Source organism: Acidisoma silvae (genome assembly GCF_020618775.1).
Taxonomy (GTDB): Bacteria; Pseudomonadota; Alphaproteobacteria; order Acetobacterales; family Acetobacteraceae; genus Acidisoma; species Acidisoma silvae.
This window is the reverse complement of record NZ_JAESVB010000003.1, coordinates 93,197-110,397: the sequence shown is the minus strand read 5'-3', so window position 1 is coordinate 110,397 and position 17,201 is coordinate 93,197. Positions and strand designations below refer to the sequence as shown.

Annotated in this window: 15 protein-coding genes; 11 read left to right on the top strand and 4 right to left on the bottom strand. The window is 63.5% G+C overall.

Going from position 1 to position 17,201, the window contains the following annotated elements:
• Positions 1–28 precede the first annotated feature (28 nt).
• The gene (locus ASILVAE211_RS08495; protein ID WP_227320879.1) at positions 29–1,357 is read left to right on the top strand and encodes an MFS transporter; all 1,329 of its coding nucleotides are present in this window, start codon (positions 29–31) and stop codon (positions 1,355–1,357) included.
• Here the strand turns inward: ASILVAE211_RS08495 and ASILVAE211_RS08490 are convergent.
• The 4 genes from ASILVAE211_RS08490 to ASILVAE211_RS08475 form a co-directional block, all read right to left on the bottom strand.
• A complete protein-coding gene (locus tag ASILVAE211_RS08490) occupies positions 1,354–1,563 on the bottom strand; it encodes a TOBE domain-containing protein (RefSeq protein ID WP_227320878.1) in 210 nt (69 codons plus the stop codon). The genes ASILVAE211_RS08495 and ASILVAE211_RS08490 overlap by 4 nt on opposite strands.
• A 32-nt stretch (positions 1,564–1,595) precedes the next feature.
• Positions 1,596–3,428 carry an ABC transporter ATP-binding protein/permease gene (locus tag ASILVAE211_RS08485; RefSeq protein ID WP_227320877.1) on the bottom strand — a complete coding sequence of 611 codons (1,833 nt, stop codon included), beginning with the start codon at positions 3,426–3,428 and terminating at the stop codon, positions 1,596–1,598.
• Between the two features lie 25 nt (positions 3,429–3,453).
• Complete coding sequence (locus tag ASILVAE211_RS08480; protein WP_227320876.1) at positions 3,454–4,332, bottom strand: extracellular solute-binding protein; 879 nt, start codon at positions 4,330–4,332, stop codon at positions 3,454–3,456.
• Between the two features lie 86 nt (positions 4,333–4,418).
• A complete protein-coding gene (locus ASILVAE211_RS08475; RefSeq protein ID WP_227320875.1) occupies positions 4,419–4,820 on the bottom strand; it encodes a winged helix-turn-helix domain-containing protein in 402 nt (133 codons plus the stop codon).
• A 46-nt stretch (positions 4,821–4,866) separates the two neighbouring features.
• Here ASILVAE211_RS08475 and ASILVAE211_RS08470 point away from each other — a divergent pair, with 46 nt between their 5' ends.
• The 10 genes from ASILVAE211_RS08470 (at position 4,867) to ASILVAE211_RS08425 (ending at position 17,167) form a co-directional block, all read left to right on the top strand.
• The gene (locus ASILVAE211_RS08470; protein WP_227320874.1) at positions 4,867–5,616 is read left to right on the top strand and encodes an acid phosphatase; all 750 of its coding nucleotides are present in this window, start codon (positions 4,867–4,869) and stop codon (positions 5,614–5,616) included.
• Between the two features lie 96 nt (positions 5,617–5,712).
• Positions 5,713–6,939 (top strand): MFS transporter, encoded by a 1,227-nt coding sequence (locus tag ASILVAE211_RS08465; RefSeq protein ID WP_227320873.1) that lies wholly within the window; start codon positions 5,713–5,715, stop codon positions 6,937–6,939.
• Between the two features lie 115 nt (positions 6,940–7,054).
• Positions 7,055–8,782, top strand: coding sequence for an IlvD/Edd family dehydratase (locus ASILVAE211_RS08460; protein WP_227320872.1), 1,728 nt, complete (start codon positions 7,055–7,057; stop codon positions 8,780–8,782).
• A 28-nt stretch (positions 8,783–8,810) separates the two neighbouring features.
• A complete protein-coding gene (locus tag ASILVAE211_RS08455) occupies positions 8,811–9,737 on the top strand; it encodes a dihydrodipicolinate synthase family protein (RefSeq protein WP_227320871.1) in 927 nt (308 codons plus the stop codon).
• A 29-nt stretch (positions 9,738–9,766) separates the two neighbouring features.
• Positions 9,767–11,344, top strand: coding sequence for an aldehyde dehydrogenase (NADP(+)) (locus ASILVAE211_RS08450; RefSeq protein ID WP_227320870.1), 1,578 nt, complete (start codon positions 9,767–9,769; stop codon positions 11,342–11,344).
• A 122-nt stretch (positions 11,345–11,466) separates the two neighbouring features.
• Complete coding sequence (locus tag ASILVAE211_RS08445; protein ID WP_227320869.1) at positions 11,467–12,783, top strand: LLM class flavin-dependent oxidoreductase; 1,317 nt, start codon at positions 11,467–11,469, stop codon at positions 12,781–12,783.
• A 364-nt stretch (positions 12,784–13,147) separates the two neighbouring features.
• A complete protein-coding gene (locus ASILVAE211_RS08440) occupies positions 13,148–14,110 on the top strand; it encodes a substrate-binding domain-containing protein (RefSeq protein WP_227320868.1) in 963 nt (320 codons plus the stop codon).
• A 222-nt stretch (positions 14,111–14,332) separates the two neighbouring features.
• Positions 14,333–15,388, top strand: a complete 1,056-nt coding sequence (locus ASILVAE211_RS08435; RefSeq protein ID WP_227320867.1) for an ABC transporter permease — start codon at positions 14,333–14,335, stop codon at positions 15,386–15,388.
• 1 nt (position 15,389) lies between these two features.
• On the top strand, positions 15,390–16,205 hold the full coding sequence (locus tag ASILVAE211_RS08430) for an ATP-binding cassette domain-containing protein (protein ID WP_227320866.1): 816 nt from the start codon (positions 15,390–15,392) through the stop codon (positions 16,203–16,205).
• On the top strand, positions 16,205–17,167 hold the full coding sequence (locus ASILVAE211_RS08425) for a sugar phosphate isomerase/epimerase family protein (RefSeq protein ID WP_227320865.1): 963 nt from the start codon (positions 16,205–16,207) through the stop codon (positions 17,165–17,167). Before ASILVAE211_RS08430 ends, ASILVAE211_RS08425 begins: the two co-directional genes overlap by 1 nt.
• Positions 17,168–17,201 lie beyond the last annotated feature (34 nt).

Sequence of the window (17,201 nt, the reverse complement as noted above, 5' to 3'; positions counted from 1 at the left end):
CGCGAATGAAGCCCAGAGAGGAACTGCCATGTCGGCGGACAATGCGGCCGTGCGCGCGACCGTCAGAAAAATTTCGTTGCGATTGTCAATCTTTATCGGATTGATGTTCTTCGTCAACTTTCTCGACCGGGTCTCGATCTCCTTCGCCGGGCCGAGCGGCATGAACCACGATCTGGGCCTGTCCGCCGCGCAATTCGGCTTTGCCGCCGGTATCTTCTTCATCGGCTATATCATCCTGGAAATCCCGAGCAATCTGGCACTGCACCGGTTCGGCGCGCGCGTCTGGCTCGCCCGCATCATGATCACCTGGGGCATCGTGACCGTTCTGTTCACCTGGGTGCAGAGCGTTACCCAGCTGTACTGGCTGCGCTTCTTCCTGGGCATCGCGGAAGCCGGATTCTTTCCCGGCGCCATCCTGTTCCTCAGCCTGTGGGTGCCGCAGCGTTTCCGCAGCCAGGTTCTGGCCAGCTTCTATATCGCTCAGCCGCTGACCATCGTCATCGGCTCGCCGCTGGCGGCGCTGCTGATGCAGTTGCACGGTGTGACCGGCCTTGCCGGCTGGCGGACGATGTATCTGGGCGTCGGCCTGCTGGCCGTCATCGTCGGCATCGTCACCTTCTTCCTGCTGCCGGATCGGCCGTCCGAGGCCAAGTGGCTGACCACGGATGAGAAGAGCTGGCTGAAGGCCGAACTGGCGAATGAAGATGGCGTGCCGCGCCATGCCTCTCCGATCAAGGCCATGACCAACGGCCGCGTCTGGCTGCTGGCCGTCGTCTATTTCGGTCTCGTCTACGGGCTTTATGCCATCGCCTTCTTCCTGCCGACGATCATTGCCGGCTTCCAGTCCAAGACGGGCGCGCATTTCGGCGTCATGGAAAAGGCGCTGATCACCGCCATTCCCTATCTGCCGGCGGCGATCGTGCTGTTTCTGTGGAGCCGTGACGCCACAAAGCGCGGCGTCCGCGCCTGGCATATCGGCATTCCGGCCCTGGCCGGTGCCATTGCCATTCCGCTGGCCGTACAGGTGTCCGACACGGTCGCGGTGATGGCGCTGATGACCGTCGTGGCCTGCGCCATCTTCGCGGCCCTGCCGGTCTTCTGGTCTATCCCCTCGCGCTTCCTGACGGGGGGCGCGGCGGCGGCCGGCATCGCGCTGATCAATACGGTCGGCAATGTCGCGGGCTTCGTGGCGCCCTATATCACCGGCTATTTGAAGAGCGTGACGGGCGGCTATCAGCTGCCCATGCTGATCGTCGGCGTCTTCATGGCGCTGTCGGCGGTCGTCATTTTCAGCCTGACGCTGAAACAGGCTCCGCCCGCACCGCAGGCGAACGGAACCCGCCGCGCCACGCCTTAGTCGATCGCGACCATCACATCTGACGCCTTGATCACGGCGATCGCGGAATCTCCGACCTTGAGGTCGAGTTCCGCGATCGCCGCATTGGTGATGGAGGAGGTGATGATGACACCCTGGCCGATATCGATGCGGACATGACCGGTCGTCTGGCCCAGGACGACCGAAACGACGGTGCCCTTGATCTGATTGCGCGCGCTGAGTTTCATGGTTCCGTTCCGTGACGTGGGACGGCCGAAGTCTAGCGCAGCGCCATCGTCTCGTCTTCGTTCCAGACCTGGATCGCGCCCGGCGGCAGCGTGACACGAATGGGGCCTGGGCACAGCCCCTCATCCGGTGCCTGAACCACGGGCAGTTCAGCATGTCCAACTCTGATGATCACCCGCCGCCGTCCGGCCTGGGCCGGCTCGATGGCGATGATCTCCGCCGGCAGTTCTCCGCTCGGCACAATGCGGATTCGCTCAGCCGCGATGGTCCAGCCGATACGGTCGCCCGGCCGCAGGGCCGGACCGGATATGGGCAAAGTCACATCGTTGCCGATGTCGATGGCATTAGGGGCGGCGACGATTCCTTTGGCCGTCGCCTCGGCCCCCAGAAGATGTGCCACCAAGGCCGAGCGCGGCCGTAGAAAAACGTCATTGACCGGTCCGGCCTGCAAGACCTGTCCCTGGTCCACAATGATGATGTCATCGGCGAGGGCGAAAGCATCAGCCGGGTCATGCGTGACAAGGATGCTGGTGGCCGTGATCTGCGCCTGCAAGGCTCGCAGCGCGGCGCGCAGTTCCGCCCGCCGTGGGGTGTCGAGCGCCGAAAAGGGTTCATCCAGCAGCAGCAAATCGGCCGGGCGGCCAAGCGCACGGGCCAGGGCGACGCGCTGCTGCTGACCGAGCGACAGGGCGGCAGGGTACCGCTGCTCCAACTCGCATAGGCCGAGTTTTTCGAACCATTGCCGTGCCACGGCCATATCGGCGTCACGGGCGAAGGCAAGTTGCTTCTCGGCTGTCAGATGCGGAAACAGGCCATAGCTCTGCGGCACATAGGCGACGCGGCGCGCCTCGGCGGGTGCCTTCGCCCAATCCTGATCGCCAATCGTCAATCGGTCGCCAGCCTGAGCGTCCAGACCGGCGAGGGCGCGCAGCGTCAGGGATTTGCCGGAGCCGGACGGACCCAGAATAGCGATCCGCCGGGCCGTGGTTTGGTAGGAAACATCGAGGGAAAACCCGTCCAGCTTCCGTGTCAGCGTGAAGGCGAATGCCTTCGGGGGCTGATCGCCGGCGGGTGATGGCACGGGCGGTAGCATTCCGCTTGCCGCCTCGGCGGGGCGCAGTCTGCTCCGTCGCGGGGTGGTCAGTCTCGTTGCGAAAAACATGATGAGAAGGGCCGCACCCAGAGTCGGCAGCAGCACCGGCACCATGGCCGGCAGGCCTTCTCCGCCGAAGGCGACATAGGTGTAAACCGGCAGGGAATAGGGGTGATAGGCGACCATGACGGTCGCGCCGAATTCGCCGAAGGCCCGCAGCCAGGCCAGAAGCAGCCCGGCGGCGATGCCGCGTGCGGCCAGTGGCAGGGAGACACGCATAAAAACGCTGCCCGGCGCATGGCCCAATGTGCGGGCGACATCCTCCAACACGGGATCGACCTCGGCGAAGGCCGAGCGTGCCGCGATGATGAGGAAAGGGGCGGCGACGAAGGTTTCCGCCAGCACGATGCCGGCGAAACTATCCGTCAGCGCGCCATGGGTTAGGATACCGATCGGGCTTGCATAGCCGAGCAGGAACAGCAGCAGGATGCCGCTGGACAATGGCGGCAAGGCCAGCGGCAATTGCACCATAAAGCCGAGCAGCCGCATGGCGCGGGCAGGGCGTCTGGCGAGGAGATAGCCCAGCGGAATGCCGCCCAGCGCGATCAGCAGCGTGGCAGCCGTCGCGCTGAGGACTGAGACCAGGGTCGCCTGGCCCAGCCCCGGCCAATCCGCCCCGCGCCAATCCGCGAGGCCGATATGGGCAAGCCCCGCGACGAAGGGCGCGGCGAGATAGAGGGCGAGGAGCCCGCCGAGCGCCGGGAGGACCGGCAAACGGTGTCTCCCCGCCATGGTGGTCTTACTGCCCGGATTTCGCCAGCGCCTGAATGGCCGGCGGCACCTTCGTGGCGTCGCCCGTCACCTTCAGGGCGGTCAGGCCCAGCCCATGCGCGCGCATGATGGCCTTGCCCTCGTCACCCAGCAGGAAGGCCAGGAAGGCGATGCCGGCATCGGCATGCGGCGCGCCGTTCAGCACGGTTGCCGTGTAATGCGCGCTGAGCGCGGTTTCCTTCGGCAGGGTGACAAAGGGAATCTTCAGGTCCGTCGTCTCGGTCGAATAGAAGAAGGCGGCGTCCATCTGGCCGGATTGCAGGCGGCCGACCAGGGTTTCCTCGGGCAGAACCTGGGCCGGGTTTTCCGGCGCGCCCAGAACTTTCTCTGCAAGGCCGGGCAGCTTGTAGACGGTCTCGGCCTTTGCCAGCAGATCGACGGTCAGCTTGCCCTTGGGGTCCAGCTTGGGGTCCGTGCGGCCGATGCGGATGCCCGGCATCTGCATCACCTCGTACCAGGGCTTGGTCTTCAGATCTGCGGCGAATTTGCTGTTCGGGTCGTAGCCGATGACGAGCGGGGACTGCGCGAAGCCGACATACCAATCGACCCAAGCACCATTGGCGGCGCCTATCAGGCTGTCATTCACCTTGGGCGAAGCACTGATGAAGACGTCACCAGGGATCAGCTTGCCCTTGATTTCATTGGCGAGCTTGTTCGACCCACCGGCATAGCCACGGAAGCTGCCGCCGGTCGCCTTATCGAAAGCCGGGCCGATGCCATGCTCCATCATATTCACCATCGAACCGGCATAGAGGACATTGACCGTGCCGATGCCTGACGCCGCACGGGCGGCCAGGGGGAGCAGACTCAACGACAGGCCACCCAAAAGAACGTCACGACGTTGCACGGCAAGTCTCCTGATCCGTATGGCGCGCCGGATGCGCGTTATTCCCGGCTGACGATAACGGTTGGCATGGCATCCGGCCAGCCGGCCTAACCGTCAATCGGCCCCTGAATTTCTGCTGCGAGTGCCGTGACGTCTTCATCCGTGGCGGCTGTGATGGCGGCTTCCGCCGCACGGAAGCGGGTGATGATCGCTTGGCCCAGCGGCGTCAGCGCGGCACCGCCGCCGTGGCGTCCGCCGGCCTGCCGCGTCGTTACCGGGCGGCCGAAGATGCGGCTGGTGTCCGCAACCAACTCCCAGGCGCGGCGATAGGACATGCCCATCTCCCGTCCGGCAGCGGCGATGGACCCAAGCCGGCCGATATGTTCCAGCAATTCGACCTTGCCGGGCCCGATATGGCCCCGGTCATCGAAATAGATGCGAAAGCGGATGGCGGGCAGGGCGGCATCTCCAAATCTCGGGCGGACGATACTCCCCCCAGATGACCCCAAAGAAAAATTGAATTATAGCAAAGTCAAAATAAACGGGGGATACCAGGTGGCGCGTGCGTGGTTTTACGGGACGGTTTCCGTCTGCGTTTTGGTGCTGAGTCCGCTGTCTGCCTTTGCGCACAAGACTGGCGACAAGGACAAGACTACCGCCGCCTATTACATTCAGCCCTCGCAGGTAAATCTGGATCAATTGCTGGCGCCGCCGCCGCTACTAGGATCCGCGCAGGAATCGACCGATCTCGCGACCGTCATGCAGGCGCAGTCCGACCGCACGGCGGAACAGGCCGTCAATGCCGAGGCCGACCACGAACGATCTGTCTTCCGCTTCGCCGATGTTCTGGGGCCGCAATTTGCGCCCGCGAACCTGCCTTTCGCTACCGGGTTTTTCACGCGCGTTTTTGCGGATGAGAAGGCGATCGTCACACAGACGAAAGCGCATTTCGACCGGCCGCGTCCCTTCATGGTCGATTCCAACCTGTCGCCCATGGTCGAGCCGCGCAAGACGCCATCCTATCCCAGCGGCCACACCACCTGGGCCTATGTCATGGCGATCATCCTGGCGAATATGGTGCCGGAAAAGGCCGGCCCGCTGTTCGATCGTGCCGCCGCCTACGGCTATAACCGTGTTGTCGCCGGCGCGCATTTCCCGACCGATATCGAGGCGGGCCGCATTTCCGGCACCGTCATCGACAGCGTCTTTTTCCACAACCAGACTTTCCTCGCCGATTTCTACCAGGCCCGTGCGGAAGTCAGGCAGGCGCTGGGCCTGCCCAGCATGGGTGACATGGACCGCTGACGGCCCCATACCGGGGCGGCCCAGCGGTCACGGGCTTATCGGCTCATGGTTCCGATCCATCTATGGTGACGCGCCCCACCTGAGGATCGCCCCGCTTTGATCTCTGCTTCCATGCACCTCGCCCTGATCAATTTCTTCACCGGCGATATCCAGGGCGGGCTGGGTCCGTTTCTGGCGACCTGGCTGGCCTGGCAGGGTGGGTGGAGCCCGGCGCGCGTCGGCTCGGTCATGACCGTGATCGGTCTCTTCGCTCTGCTGCTGAACGGGCCGGCGGGCGCCATCGTCGACCATACCCGCTATCCGCGCGTGGTACTGGCGGCGGCCTGCGGCGCCATTCTGCTCGGCACGGCCATCATCGTGCAGTGGCACGGGCTGTTCTGGGTCATCGTCTCGCAATGCCTGACGGGTGCCGGCGGTACGCTGATGCTGCCCGCTCTGACGCTGTTCACCCTCGGCATCGTCGGCAAAAACCGCTTTCCGCAGCAGCAGGGGCGTAATCAGGCTTTCAACCATGCCGGCATTGTCACGGCCGCTTTGCTGATCATCGGCCTGGGGTCGATCCTGGGGCCGACCGCACCCTTCTGGGTTTTCGGCACCATGGCCTTCGGCGCCATTATTGCGATCTTCGCGACCCCGGCGCGGTCCTTCAACGGCCGCCGCGCCCATGGCTGGGAAGAGGGCGAGGCAGACCATGTCGAGCATCGCTCCGCCATGCGCGATATCCTGCGCAATGGCGGCCTGATGCGCCTGGCCGTGGCGCTGACGCTGTTCAACCTCGCCAATGGCTACATGCTGGCGCTGATCAGCCAGCGCCTGGTCGTCGCCGGACATGACGGCACCAGCTGGCTTGCCGCCTATGTCGTCATCGCCCAGGGCGTCATGATTCCGGTCGCGCTCTGGGCCGGGCATCTGGCGGATCGGCGGGGCCGCCGCCGGCTGCTCACCATTGCCTGCCTGGTCCTGCCGCTGCGCGCGGTCCTCTCTGCCTTCACGACCGACCCCTGGGTGCTGATCCTGGCGGAGATCATGGACGGTATCAGTTCCGGCCTGATCGGCGTTGCCATTCCGGTTGTGGTGGCGGACCTCACCTGGGGCACGGGCCGGACGCAGACGGCGCTCGGCGCGCTCAATACCATCCAGGGCGTGGGCGGTGCGCTGTCCGGCTTCTTCGGCGGCACCATGATAAGCTGGCTCGGCTGGCAGGGTGCCTTCTTCGCGCTGGCCGTGCCGGCGGCGGCCGCTGCCGTTCTGGTTCTTGGCATTCAGGAAAGCCATCGCGAGATCGGCGGTCGCGCGGGGGAAGCCGTTCAGCCCGGCGATTGAAAACTTGGGATTAATTGCGCCTGCCCCGGTAGCGGAGCCCGCATGGGCGCGTTATCATCCGAACATTCGCGCCAAGACGATGACCGTAGAACAGCAATAAGCGGAAACGGATGCCATGACGACAAAGAAGCCCCTGCGCAGCCAGGAATGGTTCGGGCGGCAGGACAAGATGGGATTTTACTACCGGTCCTTCCTCAAAAACCGGGGCTTTCCCCAGGATCAGTTCGAAGGCCGGCCGGTGATCGGCATCTGCAATACCTGGTCTGAACTTAACCCCTGCAATTCCCATTTCCGCACCATCGCCGAACATGTCCGCTACGGCATTCTGGATGCCGGCGGCTTTCCGCTGGAATTTCCGGTCTCGTCGCTGGGCGAGGTGACGATGCGGCCGACGGCCATGCTGTATCGCAATCTGGCGTCCATGGACGTGGAGGAAGCCGTGCGCGCGCATCCGCTGGACGGTGTCGTTCTGCTGATGGGCTGCGACAAGACAACTCCGGCCTTGCTGATGGGCGCGGCATCGGCTGACCTGCCGACCATCGGCGTTTCCGGTGGGCCGCAGCTGCGCGGTGTCTATCGCGGCAAGATCATCGGCTCCGGCACCAATATCATTTCCATGAGCGAGCAGCTGCGCGCCGGTGAGATAACACTCGAGGAATTTCATGAGGCGGAAGCCGGCATGAACCGCTCCTCCGGCCATTGCATGACAATGGGCACGGCCTCCACCATGGCCAGCATGGTCGAAGCACTGGGCGTATCTCTGCCCGGCAATGCGGCCATTCCCGCCGTGGATGCACGGCGCAACGAGCTGGCCCGGTTTTCCGGCCGCCGCATCGTTGAAATGGTCAATGAAGATCTGACGCTATCCAAAATCCTGACCATCGAGGCTTTCGAGAATGCCATTCGCACGCTGGCGGCGATTGGCGGGTCAACCAATGCCGTGGTGCATCTTCTGGCCATCGCCGGACGCATCGGCGTCGATCTGTCCCTGGATGATTTCGACCGGCTTGGGAAAGGGGTTCACTGCCTGGTGAACCTGATGCCGTCAGGGCAGTTTTTGATGGAGGATTTCTATTACGCCGGCGGTTTGCCGGTGGTGCTGAAATCCCTGATCGAGCAGGGGCTGCTGCACGAAGGCGCGCTGACCGCGAATGGCCGCAGCATCGGGGAGAATGTCACCAAGGCCGAAAACTGGAATGCGGAGGTCATCACGCCCTTCGCCGAACCCTTCAAGCCGGATGCGGGCATCGCTATTCTGCGCGGCAATCTGGCCCCGAATGGGGCGGTCATCAAGCCTTCCGCCGCTTCGCCGGAATTGATGAACCATACCGGCCGGGCTGTCGTGTTTGAAAATGTCGAGGAGATGCACGCGGCCGTCGATGACGATGATCTGGATATCGACGCCTCCTGCATCATGGTGCTGAAGAATTGCGGCCCGAAAGGCTATCCGGGCATGGCCGAGGTCGGCAATATGCCGTTGCCGCACAAGCTGTTGCAGCAGGGCGTGCGCGACATGATTCGTATTTCGGATGCGCGCATGTCCGGCACCGCTTACGGCACGGTGGTGCTGCATGTGGCGCCCGAGGCCGCTGCCGGCGGCCCGCTGGCCTTGGTGCGGAACGGCGATAGGATCACGCTGGATGTGGCGGCCGGCAGCCTGCATCTGCATGTCTCCGCTGAAGACCTGGCGCAGCGGCGCGCGGCCTGGGTACCGCCCGCGCCCGCCGCCGATCGTGGCTATACCAAGATCTATATCGATCATGTGCTACAGGCCGATAAAGGTGCGGACCTGGATTTCCTGGTCGGTCGCAGCGGTGCCGCAGTACCGCGCGACAACCACTGATAAAAAAACAAAGGGAAGGAACGAAACAATGGCAGATATCACACGGCGCTATACGGGCATTTTCCCGGTGGCCCCCACGATCTTTCATGAGGACGGCACCATCGATCTTGCCGGCCAGCTGCGGGTCATCGAATTCATGATCGATTCCGGCTCCGACGGCATCTGTATTCTCGCCAATTTCTCCGAGCAGTTCGTGCTGTCGGATGAGGAGCGGGACATGCTGACGGTCGCGATTTTGAAGCAGGTCGCCGGCCGTATTCCCGTTATCGTGACGACGACCCATTTCAGCAGCCGCGTCACGGCGGAACGCAGCAAGCGCGCCCAGGATCTGGGGGCGGCCATGGTCATGATCATGCCGCCCTATCATGGTGCTACCTTCCGCGTGCCGGAAGCCGCGATCTACAGCTATTTCCAGACCGTCTCGGACGCGATCGACATTCCGATCATGATTCAGGACGCGCCCGTCGCCGGCACGCCGCTTTCGGCACCCTTCCTGGCGCGCATGGCGACGGAAATCGAACAGGTTTCCTATTTCAAGATCGAGGTGCCGCAGGCGGCGTCGAAGCTGCGCGAGATCATTCGCCTGGGCGGCGACGCCATCGAAGGCCCCTGGGACGGTGAAGAGGCGATTACCCTGCTGGCCGATCTGGACGCGGGCGCCACCGGCGCCATGACGGCCGGCGCCTATGCCGACGGTTTGAAACCCATCATTCATGACTATCTGGCAGGGAACCGGGAAGCGGCGGTGGAGCGCTACGGCCGCTGGCTGCCGCTGATCAATTACGAGAACCGGCAGGGCGGCTTGCTGGCCTGCAAGGCTTTGATGAAGGAAGGCGGCATCATCGCCTGCGATGCGCCGCGCCACCCGCTGGTGCCGCTGTCGCCGGAAACGCGGGCCGGCTTGCTGGATGCCGCCAAGCGGCTTGATCCGCTTGTCCTGCGCTGGGGCAAGTGAGCGTTGAGCCTGACACAAAGGAGAGACGCATGAGCTTGACCGGAGAGATGCTGATCGGGGCCGGCGCATTGCGCGGCACCGGCCAGAGCTTCACGGGGTATGATGCCGCCAGTGGCGCGGCCTTGGACCCCGCTTATGGCAGCGCGACGGAAGCCGATGTCGCCCGCGCCTGCATACTGGCCGACGAGGCCTTCGCCCCCTATCGCGCGGCCTCGCCCGAGATTCGCGCCAAATTCCTGGAACTCGCCGCCGCCAAGATCGACGCGCTGGGCGATGCGCTGACCGACCGCGCCTGTGCCGAGACCGGCCTGCCGCGCGGCCGGATTGAAGGCGAGCGTGGCCGCACCGTGGGCCAGTTGCGCCTCTTCGCGCAGGAAGTGCGGGAAGGCAGCTGGCAGGACGTGCGGCTGGACCCGGCATTGCCGGATCGCAAGCCGCTGCCCCGGCCGGACCTGCGCATGCGCATGATCCCGCTCGGGCCTGTGGCGGTGTTCGGCGCCAGCAACTTCCCGCTCGCCTTCTCGGTCGCGGGTGGTGATACGGCCTCGGCGCTCGCCGCCGGCTGTCCGGTGGTGGTGAAGGCGCATCCGGCGCACCCTGGCACGTCCGAAATGGTCGGCCGTGCGGTGCAGGCGGCCGTGAAGGAAGCGGGCCTGCCCGAGGGCGTTTTCTCACTCCTCTTCGGCGTCGGCGATGCTTTGGGCACGGCGCTTGTTGCCGATCCGCATATCAAGGCCGTGGGCTTCACTGGCAGTCGCGCCGGCGGCCTCGCCCTCGGCAAGATCGCGGCGGCCCGGCATGAGCCGATCCCGGTCTATGCCGAGATGAGCAGCATCAACCCTGTCCTGCTTCTGCCCGGCGCGCTGGCGGCCAATGGCGCGGCTTTGGGCAAGGCTTTCGTGGGCTCGCTGACCATGGGCGCCGGGCAGTTCTGCACCAATCCGGGCCTGCTGCTGGCCATTCCGTCTGATGGCCTGGATGCTTTCGTGACGGCGGCTGGTGAGGCCATGGGTGACGCGGCGGCCGGCGTCATGCTGCACAAGGGCATTCTGGCGGCCTATGAGAAGGGCGTCGCCAAGCTGGCCGGTTCGGCGGGCGTCAAGGCGCTGGGCGAGGGGCATAAGGCCGAGGGGAAAGCGGGTGCCGCCTTCTTCGGCACCGACGCCGCCACTTTCGCGAAGACGCCGCATCTGGCGGACGAGGTTTTCGGTGCGGCCGGCCTGCTGGTGGCGGATGCCGATCTCATGGCCTTGGCTCGTCTGATCCAGGGGCTGGAAGGCCAGCTGACCATCACCGTGCATATGACGGAGGATGACGAGGCGCTGTTCACGGCCCTGCTGCCGGTGCTGGAGACCAAGGCCGGGCGTATCCTCATCAACGGCTGGCCGACGGGCGTGGAGGTTTGTCACGCCATGGTGCATGGCGGGCCTTTCCCGGCAACCTCGGACGCGCGCACCACATCGGTCGGCACGCTGGCCATCCGCCGCTTCCTGCGGCCGGTCTGCTACCAGAATGTCGCGGAAGAGCTGCTGCCGGCGGCCTTGCAGGACGCCAATCCGCAAGGACTGTGGCGCCGGCTTGATGGCGTCATGACGGCGCCGGTCTGATCGCCGCGACATAATGGCTTCAGGCTAAAGACGGCGCGGCACACCACCGCGCCGTCTTGCGTCTGCGGTACCGATCTTGCTCAGTTTGCCGATACTCTTCGGCAGACATGATCGGACGGACGATGACGCAACGGAAGATGCATCTGGTGGCCTTTCTGATGACAGGACCGACCTGTCACCATCATGGCGCCTGGCGGCACCCAGAGACCGATATCGACGGCATTCTGACGCCGGAGCGGTACGAGCATATCGCCCGCGTTCTGGAGGCGGGCTGCTTCGACGCCCTGTTCTTTGCCGATATTCTTGGCATCTATGACACCTATGCCAATAGCTATGACACGATGCTGGAGCGCGGCGGCCAGCTTTGCCTGCTCGACCCTTCGGTCATCCTGCCCATCATGGCGCGGGTGACGGAGCGTATCGGCCTCGGCCTGACCTATTCGACCACCTTCTACAATCCGTATCAGATTGCCCGCATGTTGGGCACGCTGGACCATATGAGCCGTGGCCGGGTCGCCTGGAATGTCGTTGCCTCCCATTCCTCGCTGGAAGCGAAGAATTTCGGCCTGGCCGAAATGCCCAGCCGCGCTGAGCGCTATGACCGGGCGGATGAGGTGCTGGAGGCCTGCGGCGCGCTGTGGGATTCCTGGGAAGACGGCGCCCTGGTGCTGGACAAGAAGAACGCCCGCTTCGTGGACCCGTCCAAGGTCCATTACGCGAATTACGAAGGCCGCTGGATCAAGACGCGCGGACCGCTGACGGTGCCGCGCAGCCCGCAGGGACGGCCGGTCATCATGCAGGCCGGCAGCTCCGACCGGGGACGGGATTTCGGCGCGCGCTGGGGAGAGATCATCTTCACGCTACAGCACCAGAAAAGCGACATGCAGGCTTTCTATTCCGATTTCAAAGGCCGGATGGCGCGTTTCGGCCGCGCGCCGGAAAGCTGCGTCGTGCTGCCCTCCATCGACGTGGTGCTGGGCGAGACCGAAAGCATCGCGCGCGAGCGGGCGCATTACGTCAATGAACTGGTGCATACCCAGATCGGCATGGCCTGCGTCTCGGGGCAGATCGGCGTCGATCTGTCGAGCCATGACCCGGACATGCCGCTTCAGGACGTGGCGACCGAACTCGGGTCGCGCGGCTCTGTCGATGTCATCCTGCAAGGGACCGAGGCCGAGGGCCTGACCTTGGGCCAGGCGGCGCGACGTTTCGCGACCAGCGAACTCTGCCCGCAGTTGGTCGGAACGCCTGAAATGGTGGCTGACCGCCTCTGCGACCTGTTCCAGGACCATGCCTGTGACGGCTTCATTCTGACGCCCACCACCTTCCCCGGCATGTATGAGGAGTTCTGCCGGTCTGTGGTACCCATTCTGCAGGAGCGCGGGGTGTTCCGAAAAACCTATGCGGGATCGACCTTGCGGGACCATTTGCAGGACTGAATTTCAGCCCCATCGGCGAGTTTTGAGCAATTTCAACGAGATGGCTTGGTAAGACTGACTCGCCAAGTCATCTCAGTATGGAATTTGCGGTCGATATAAATAAAAAACTGGAATTTGTGATCGAAATAGGCCAAAACCGCTTCTGCAGGAGGCGGCCTGATGGGCCGCGCTCGGGCGCCCGACTGAAACGCTGACTGACCTCGATCAGACTATAAAAAAGAAGAAAACCTTCGGGAGAAAGAGAAAGCCGGCAGACAGTCGCCGCGCGCCAGTTGTCTTCGTACGTCGCAAACAAAAGTCCAAATCAAAATCAGATGCGTCTGCGTTGATTGCCCAAAGAGGCAATAGGGAAGGAACAAAAAGAATGAAAACAATTCTGCGTAAAGCTGCCGCCTGCTCAGCGGCCATTGCCGCCCTGGCGGTTACCACCTCGCTGCATTCGGCAAGCGCTTTCGCGCAATCCGAGCACGAATATACCTTTGCCATGATCACGCATGCCCAGCCCGGCGATACCTTCTGGGATATCATCCGCAAGGGCGCGAATGCCGCGGCGAAGAAGGATCACGTCAAGCTCCTGTATCTGTCCAACCCGACCGCGTCGGGTGAAGCGCAACTCGTCACCAATGTCGTGGCCCAGAAGGTCGACGGCATTGCGATTACGCTCGCTTTCCCGGATGCCGAAGAAACGACGATCAAATCCGCCATCGCCGCCAATATTCCGGTCATCGGCTTCAATGCCGGCACGGATGCCTGGAAAAGCGCTGGCCTGCTCTCCTATGTCGGGCAGGATGAGACGATTGCCGGCAAGGCCGTCGGCGACAAGCTGAACAAGCTCGGCGCCAAAAGCGTTGTCTGCGTCGATCAGCAGCAGGGCGCGGTTCAGCTGGAAGCGCGTTGCGACGGTATCAAGGATACTTTCAAGGGTAGCTTCTACGTTCTATATGTTCCCGGTTACGACATGGCCGCGACGCAGTCCCGCATCGTCGCCAAGCTGCAGCAGGACAAGAGCGTCGATTACATCGTGACGCTGGGCGCACCTTTCGCGCCGACCGCCATTCAGGCGGCCGATACGGCGGGCAGCCAGGCCAAGGTCGGAACGTTTGATCTGACACCGCGCGCCGTCAGCTTGATTCAGCAAGGCAAGCTGCAATGGGCGATCGACCAGCAGCCGTTCGTCGAAGGCTATCTGGCGATTGACTTCCTGTGGCTGAACAAGGTGAACGGCGATGTCGTCGGCGGTGGCCAGCCGGTTCTGACCGGCCCGGCTTTCGTCGATAGCTCCAATATCGCCGATGTCGCGAAATTCGCGAAAGCCGGCACGCGCTGAAGTCTGTCGAACTTTACTGAAATGGTGCCATCGGAAAACAGATCGCACGCATTTTTACGCCGTCATCCCCGGGCTTGACCCGGGGATCCATTCGTTGTGGTGCCCCGACGATTGGATGGCCGGGTCAAGCCCGGCCATGACGAATTTGGGATGGGTCTCGATAGACGGTGGCAGACTGTAAGAAGAAAAGTTTCGGTCGGCGACGGCCGGGAGGAGGATCAGGTGAACGCTATCACGGAGAGCGTGGAGACACGCGTTGCGCGACGTCAGGTACAACAGACGCCGCTATGGAAACGCATTCTGAAGCGACCGGAAGTCGGTGCCTTGGGCGGCGTTATTCTTGTCTTTGTGTTTTTCTATGTGATGGCGCCACCCTTCCGCCAGCTCTCGGCTTTGTCGACCGTGCTTTACCAGGCTTCCATCCTCGGCATTCCGGCGGTGGCCGTCGCCTTGCTGATGATCGGCGGGGAGTTCGACCTCAGCGCCGGCGTCGCAGTCGTGTCATCATCGCTCGCCGCCTCGATGTTCGCGACCGAGGTGACGGGCAATCTCTGGATCGGCATGCTGCTGGCTTTGGTTCTGTCGCTCGGCATCGGCGCCTTGAACGGCTATCTGCTCGTCCGCACCAAGCTGCATAGCTTTCTTGTCACGCTTTCGACGTTCCTCATGCTGCAAGGCCTTAACATCGCCATCACCAAGCTGGTGACAGGCAATGTCGCGACGGCCGATATCAGCGGCATGGACGGGTTCGATCTCGGCCAGCGCATCTTCGCTTCCAGCTTTCATGTTTTCGGCACCAGCGTCAGCATCGCTATCGTCTATTGGCTGATCTTCGCCGCCATCGCGACCTGGGTTCTGCTGCGCACCCGCATCGGCAACTGGATTTTCGCGGTCGGTGGCCAGGGCGACAGCGCCCGCGCCGTGGGCATTCCCGTCAAGCGCGTCAAGATCGGCCTGTTTATGGTCGTGGGCTTCTCCTGCTGGTTCACCGGCATGCATATGCTTTTTGCTTACGACACCGTGCAGTCCGGTGCCGGTATCGGCAACGAGCTTCTGTATATCGCCTCCGCCGTCGTCGGCGGTTGCCTGCTCACCGGCGGCTACGGGTCTGCTGCCGGGTCTGCGCTCGGCGCCTTCATTTTCGGCATGACCACCGAAGGCGTCATCTACGCGGATTGGGATCCGGATTGGTTCATGTTCTTCGTGGGAGCGATGCTGCTTCTCGCCACCGTCTTCAACGGTTGGCTGCGCATCCGCGCCCTGAGCCGGAGCAAGTGAGATGACAAGCAGCAATACGCCCATCATTCAGCTGACCAATGTCGGCAAAAGCTACGGCAATATCAGCGCGCTGCGCGATGTCAGCCTGACTGTGCGCCAAGGTGAGGTGACCTGCATCCTGGGCGATAACGGCGCCGGCAAATCGACGCTCATCAGCATCATCGCCGGGCTGATCGGCCATGACCAGGGTACCTATGCGGTGGACGGCAAGCCCGAGCATTTCACCTCGCCGCGCCAGGCGCTCGATCTCGGCATATCGGCCGTCTATCAGACCCTGGCGCTGGTGCCGCTTCTGTCCGTGTGGCGGAACTTCTATCTCGGCTCCGAAATCCGCAAAGGGTCTGGTCTGTTCAAGCGTCTTGACGTCAAGACCATGCAGCAGACGGCGGAGCGCGAGGTCGAGCGCATGGGCATCAATATCCCCGATCTGGAACAGCCGGTCGGCACGCTGTCGGGTGGCCAGCGGCAGGTCGTCGCCATTGCCCGTGCCGTGCATTTCGGCGCCCGCGTTCTGATCCTTGATGAACCGACGGCCGCCCTTGGCGTGACCCAATCCGGCCTCGTACTGCGCTATATCGCGACAGCCGCGCGGGAGCACGGGATCGGCGTCATCTTCATCACCCATAATCCGCATCACGCCTATATGGTCGGCGACCATTTCATGGTGCTGGCGCGGGGCGAGGTTGAGCTGGATACGCCGCGTGCCGATCTCAGCCTGGAAGACCTCATGTTCCATATGGCCGGCGGCGCCGGGCTGAACGCCCTTCAGCACGAACTCCATCGTGGCGAGCCGACGACGGCCGGGCAGGCCGCGTAATGAAAATCGGCGTTGTCTCGGATAGTCTCGGCCATCTTCCTTTCGAGGAAATGCTGGATACGGCGGCCTCCCTCGGTATCGAGGGGGTGGAGATCAATGCCGCCAACTGGACGGCCGCGCCGCATCTGGACCTGCCGGGCGTGCTGGCCAGTGTGGAGAAGCAGCGCCAGTTCAGCCGCGCCTTCGCGGCGCGCGGCCTGGACCTGATCGCGCTCAATGCCAATGGCAATCAGCTGCACCCGACGGAAGGGGAGCGCCAATCGGCGGCCCTTTACGACACCATCCGTCTGGCCGGCGCGCTTGGCGTCGATACCGTCGTGCTGATGTCCGGCCTGCCGGCAGGGGGGCCTGGGGATCGCTTGCCCAACTGGGTCATTTCCTCCTGGCCGCCGGAGACGCAGACCATCCTGAAATGGCAGTGGGAAGATGTCCTGCTGCCCTATTGGCACAAGCTCGCCTCTTTCGCGCAGGCACAGGGCGTGAAAAAACTCTGTGTCGAAATCCACGGCAACCAGCTGGTCTATAACGTCCCGGCGCTGTTACGGCTGCGGCAGGCAATCGGGCCTATTGTTGGCGCCAATCTGGACCCCAGCCACCTGATGTGGATGGGGGCCGATCCGTTGGCGGCGGTGGACGCGCTGGGCGAGGCGATCCTGCATTGCCACGCCAAGGATACCTATCTCAACAAGCCGCGCCAGGCCGTGACCAGTCTGCTGGAAAACGGGTCGCTGACCGATATCGCCGCGCGGTCCTGGAGCTATATCACGCTGGGCTTCGGCCATGGCGAGGGCTGGTGGCGGGACTTCTGCTACCGCCTGCGTCTGGCCGGCTATGACGGCTGGCTGTCGATCGAGCATGAGGATGTCATCCTCTCCCGCATCGAAGGGCTGCGCCGCTCGGTCGATCTTCTGCGGGCCTCGGCTCCGACCGAGCCGAGTGACTTCAAGCTCCAGGTCTTCTGATGACGATCCCAGGGGTCGCAACCGCGCGGCCTCT

Coding starts and splice junctions, on each gene's coding strand:
- ASILVAE211_RS08495 (WP_227320879.1), top strand. CDS start 29: ATGTCGGCGGACAATGCGGCCGTGCGCGCGACCGTCAGAAAAATTTCG.
- ASILVAE211_RS08490 (WP_227320878.1), bottom strand. CDS start 1,563: ATGAAACTCAGCGCGCGCAATCAGATCAAGGGCACCGTCGTTTCGGTC.
- ASILVAE211_RS08460 (WP_227320872.1), top strand. CDS start 7,055: ATGACGACAAAGAAGCCCCTGCGCAGCCAGGAATGGTTCGGGCGGCAG.
- ASILVAE211_RS08455 (WP_227320871.1), top strand. CDS start 8,811: ATGGCAGATATCACACGGCGCTATACGGGCATTTTCCCGGTGGCCCCC.
- ASILVAE211_RS08450 (WP_227320870.1), top strand. CDS start 9,767: ATGAGCTTGACCGGAGAGATGCTGATCGGGGCCGGCGCATTGCGCGGC.
- ASILVAE211_RS08445 (WP_227320869.1), top strand. CDS start 11,467: ATGACGCAACGGAAGATGCATCTGGTGGCCTTTCTGATGACAGGACCG.
- ASILVAE211_RS08440 (WP_227320868.1), top strand. CDS start 13,148: ATGAAAACAATTCTGCGTAAAGCTGCCGCCTGCTCAGCGGCCATTGCC.
- ASILVAE211_RS08430 (WP_227320866.1), top strand. CDS start 15,390: ATGACAAGCAGCAATACGCCCATCATTCAGCTGACCAATGTCGGCAAA.
- ASILVAE211_RS08425 (WP_227320865.1), top strand. CDS start 16,205: ATGAAAATCGGCGTTGTCTCGGATAGTCTCGGCCATCTTCCTTTCGAG.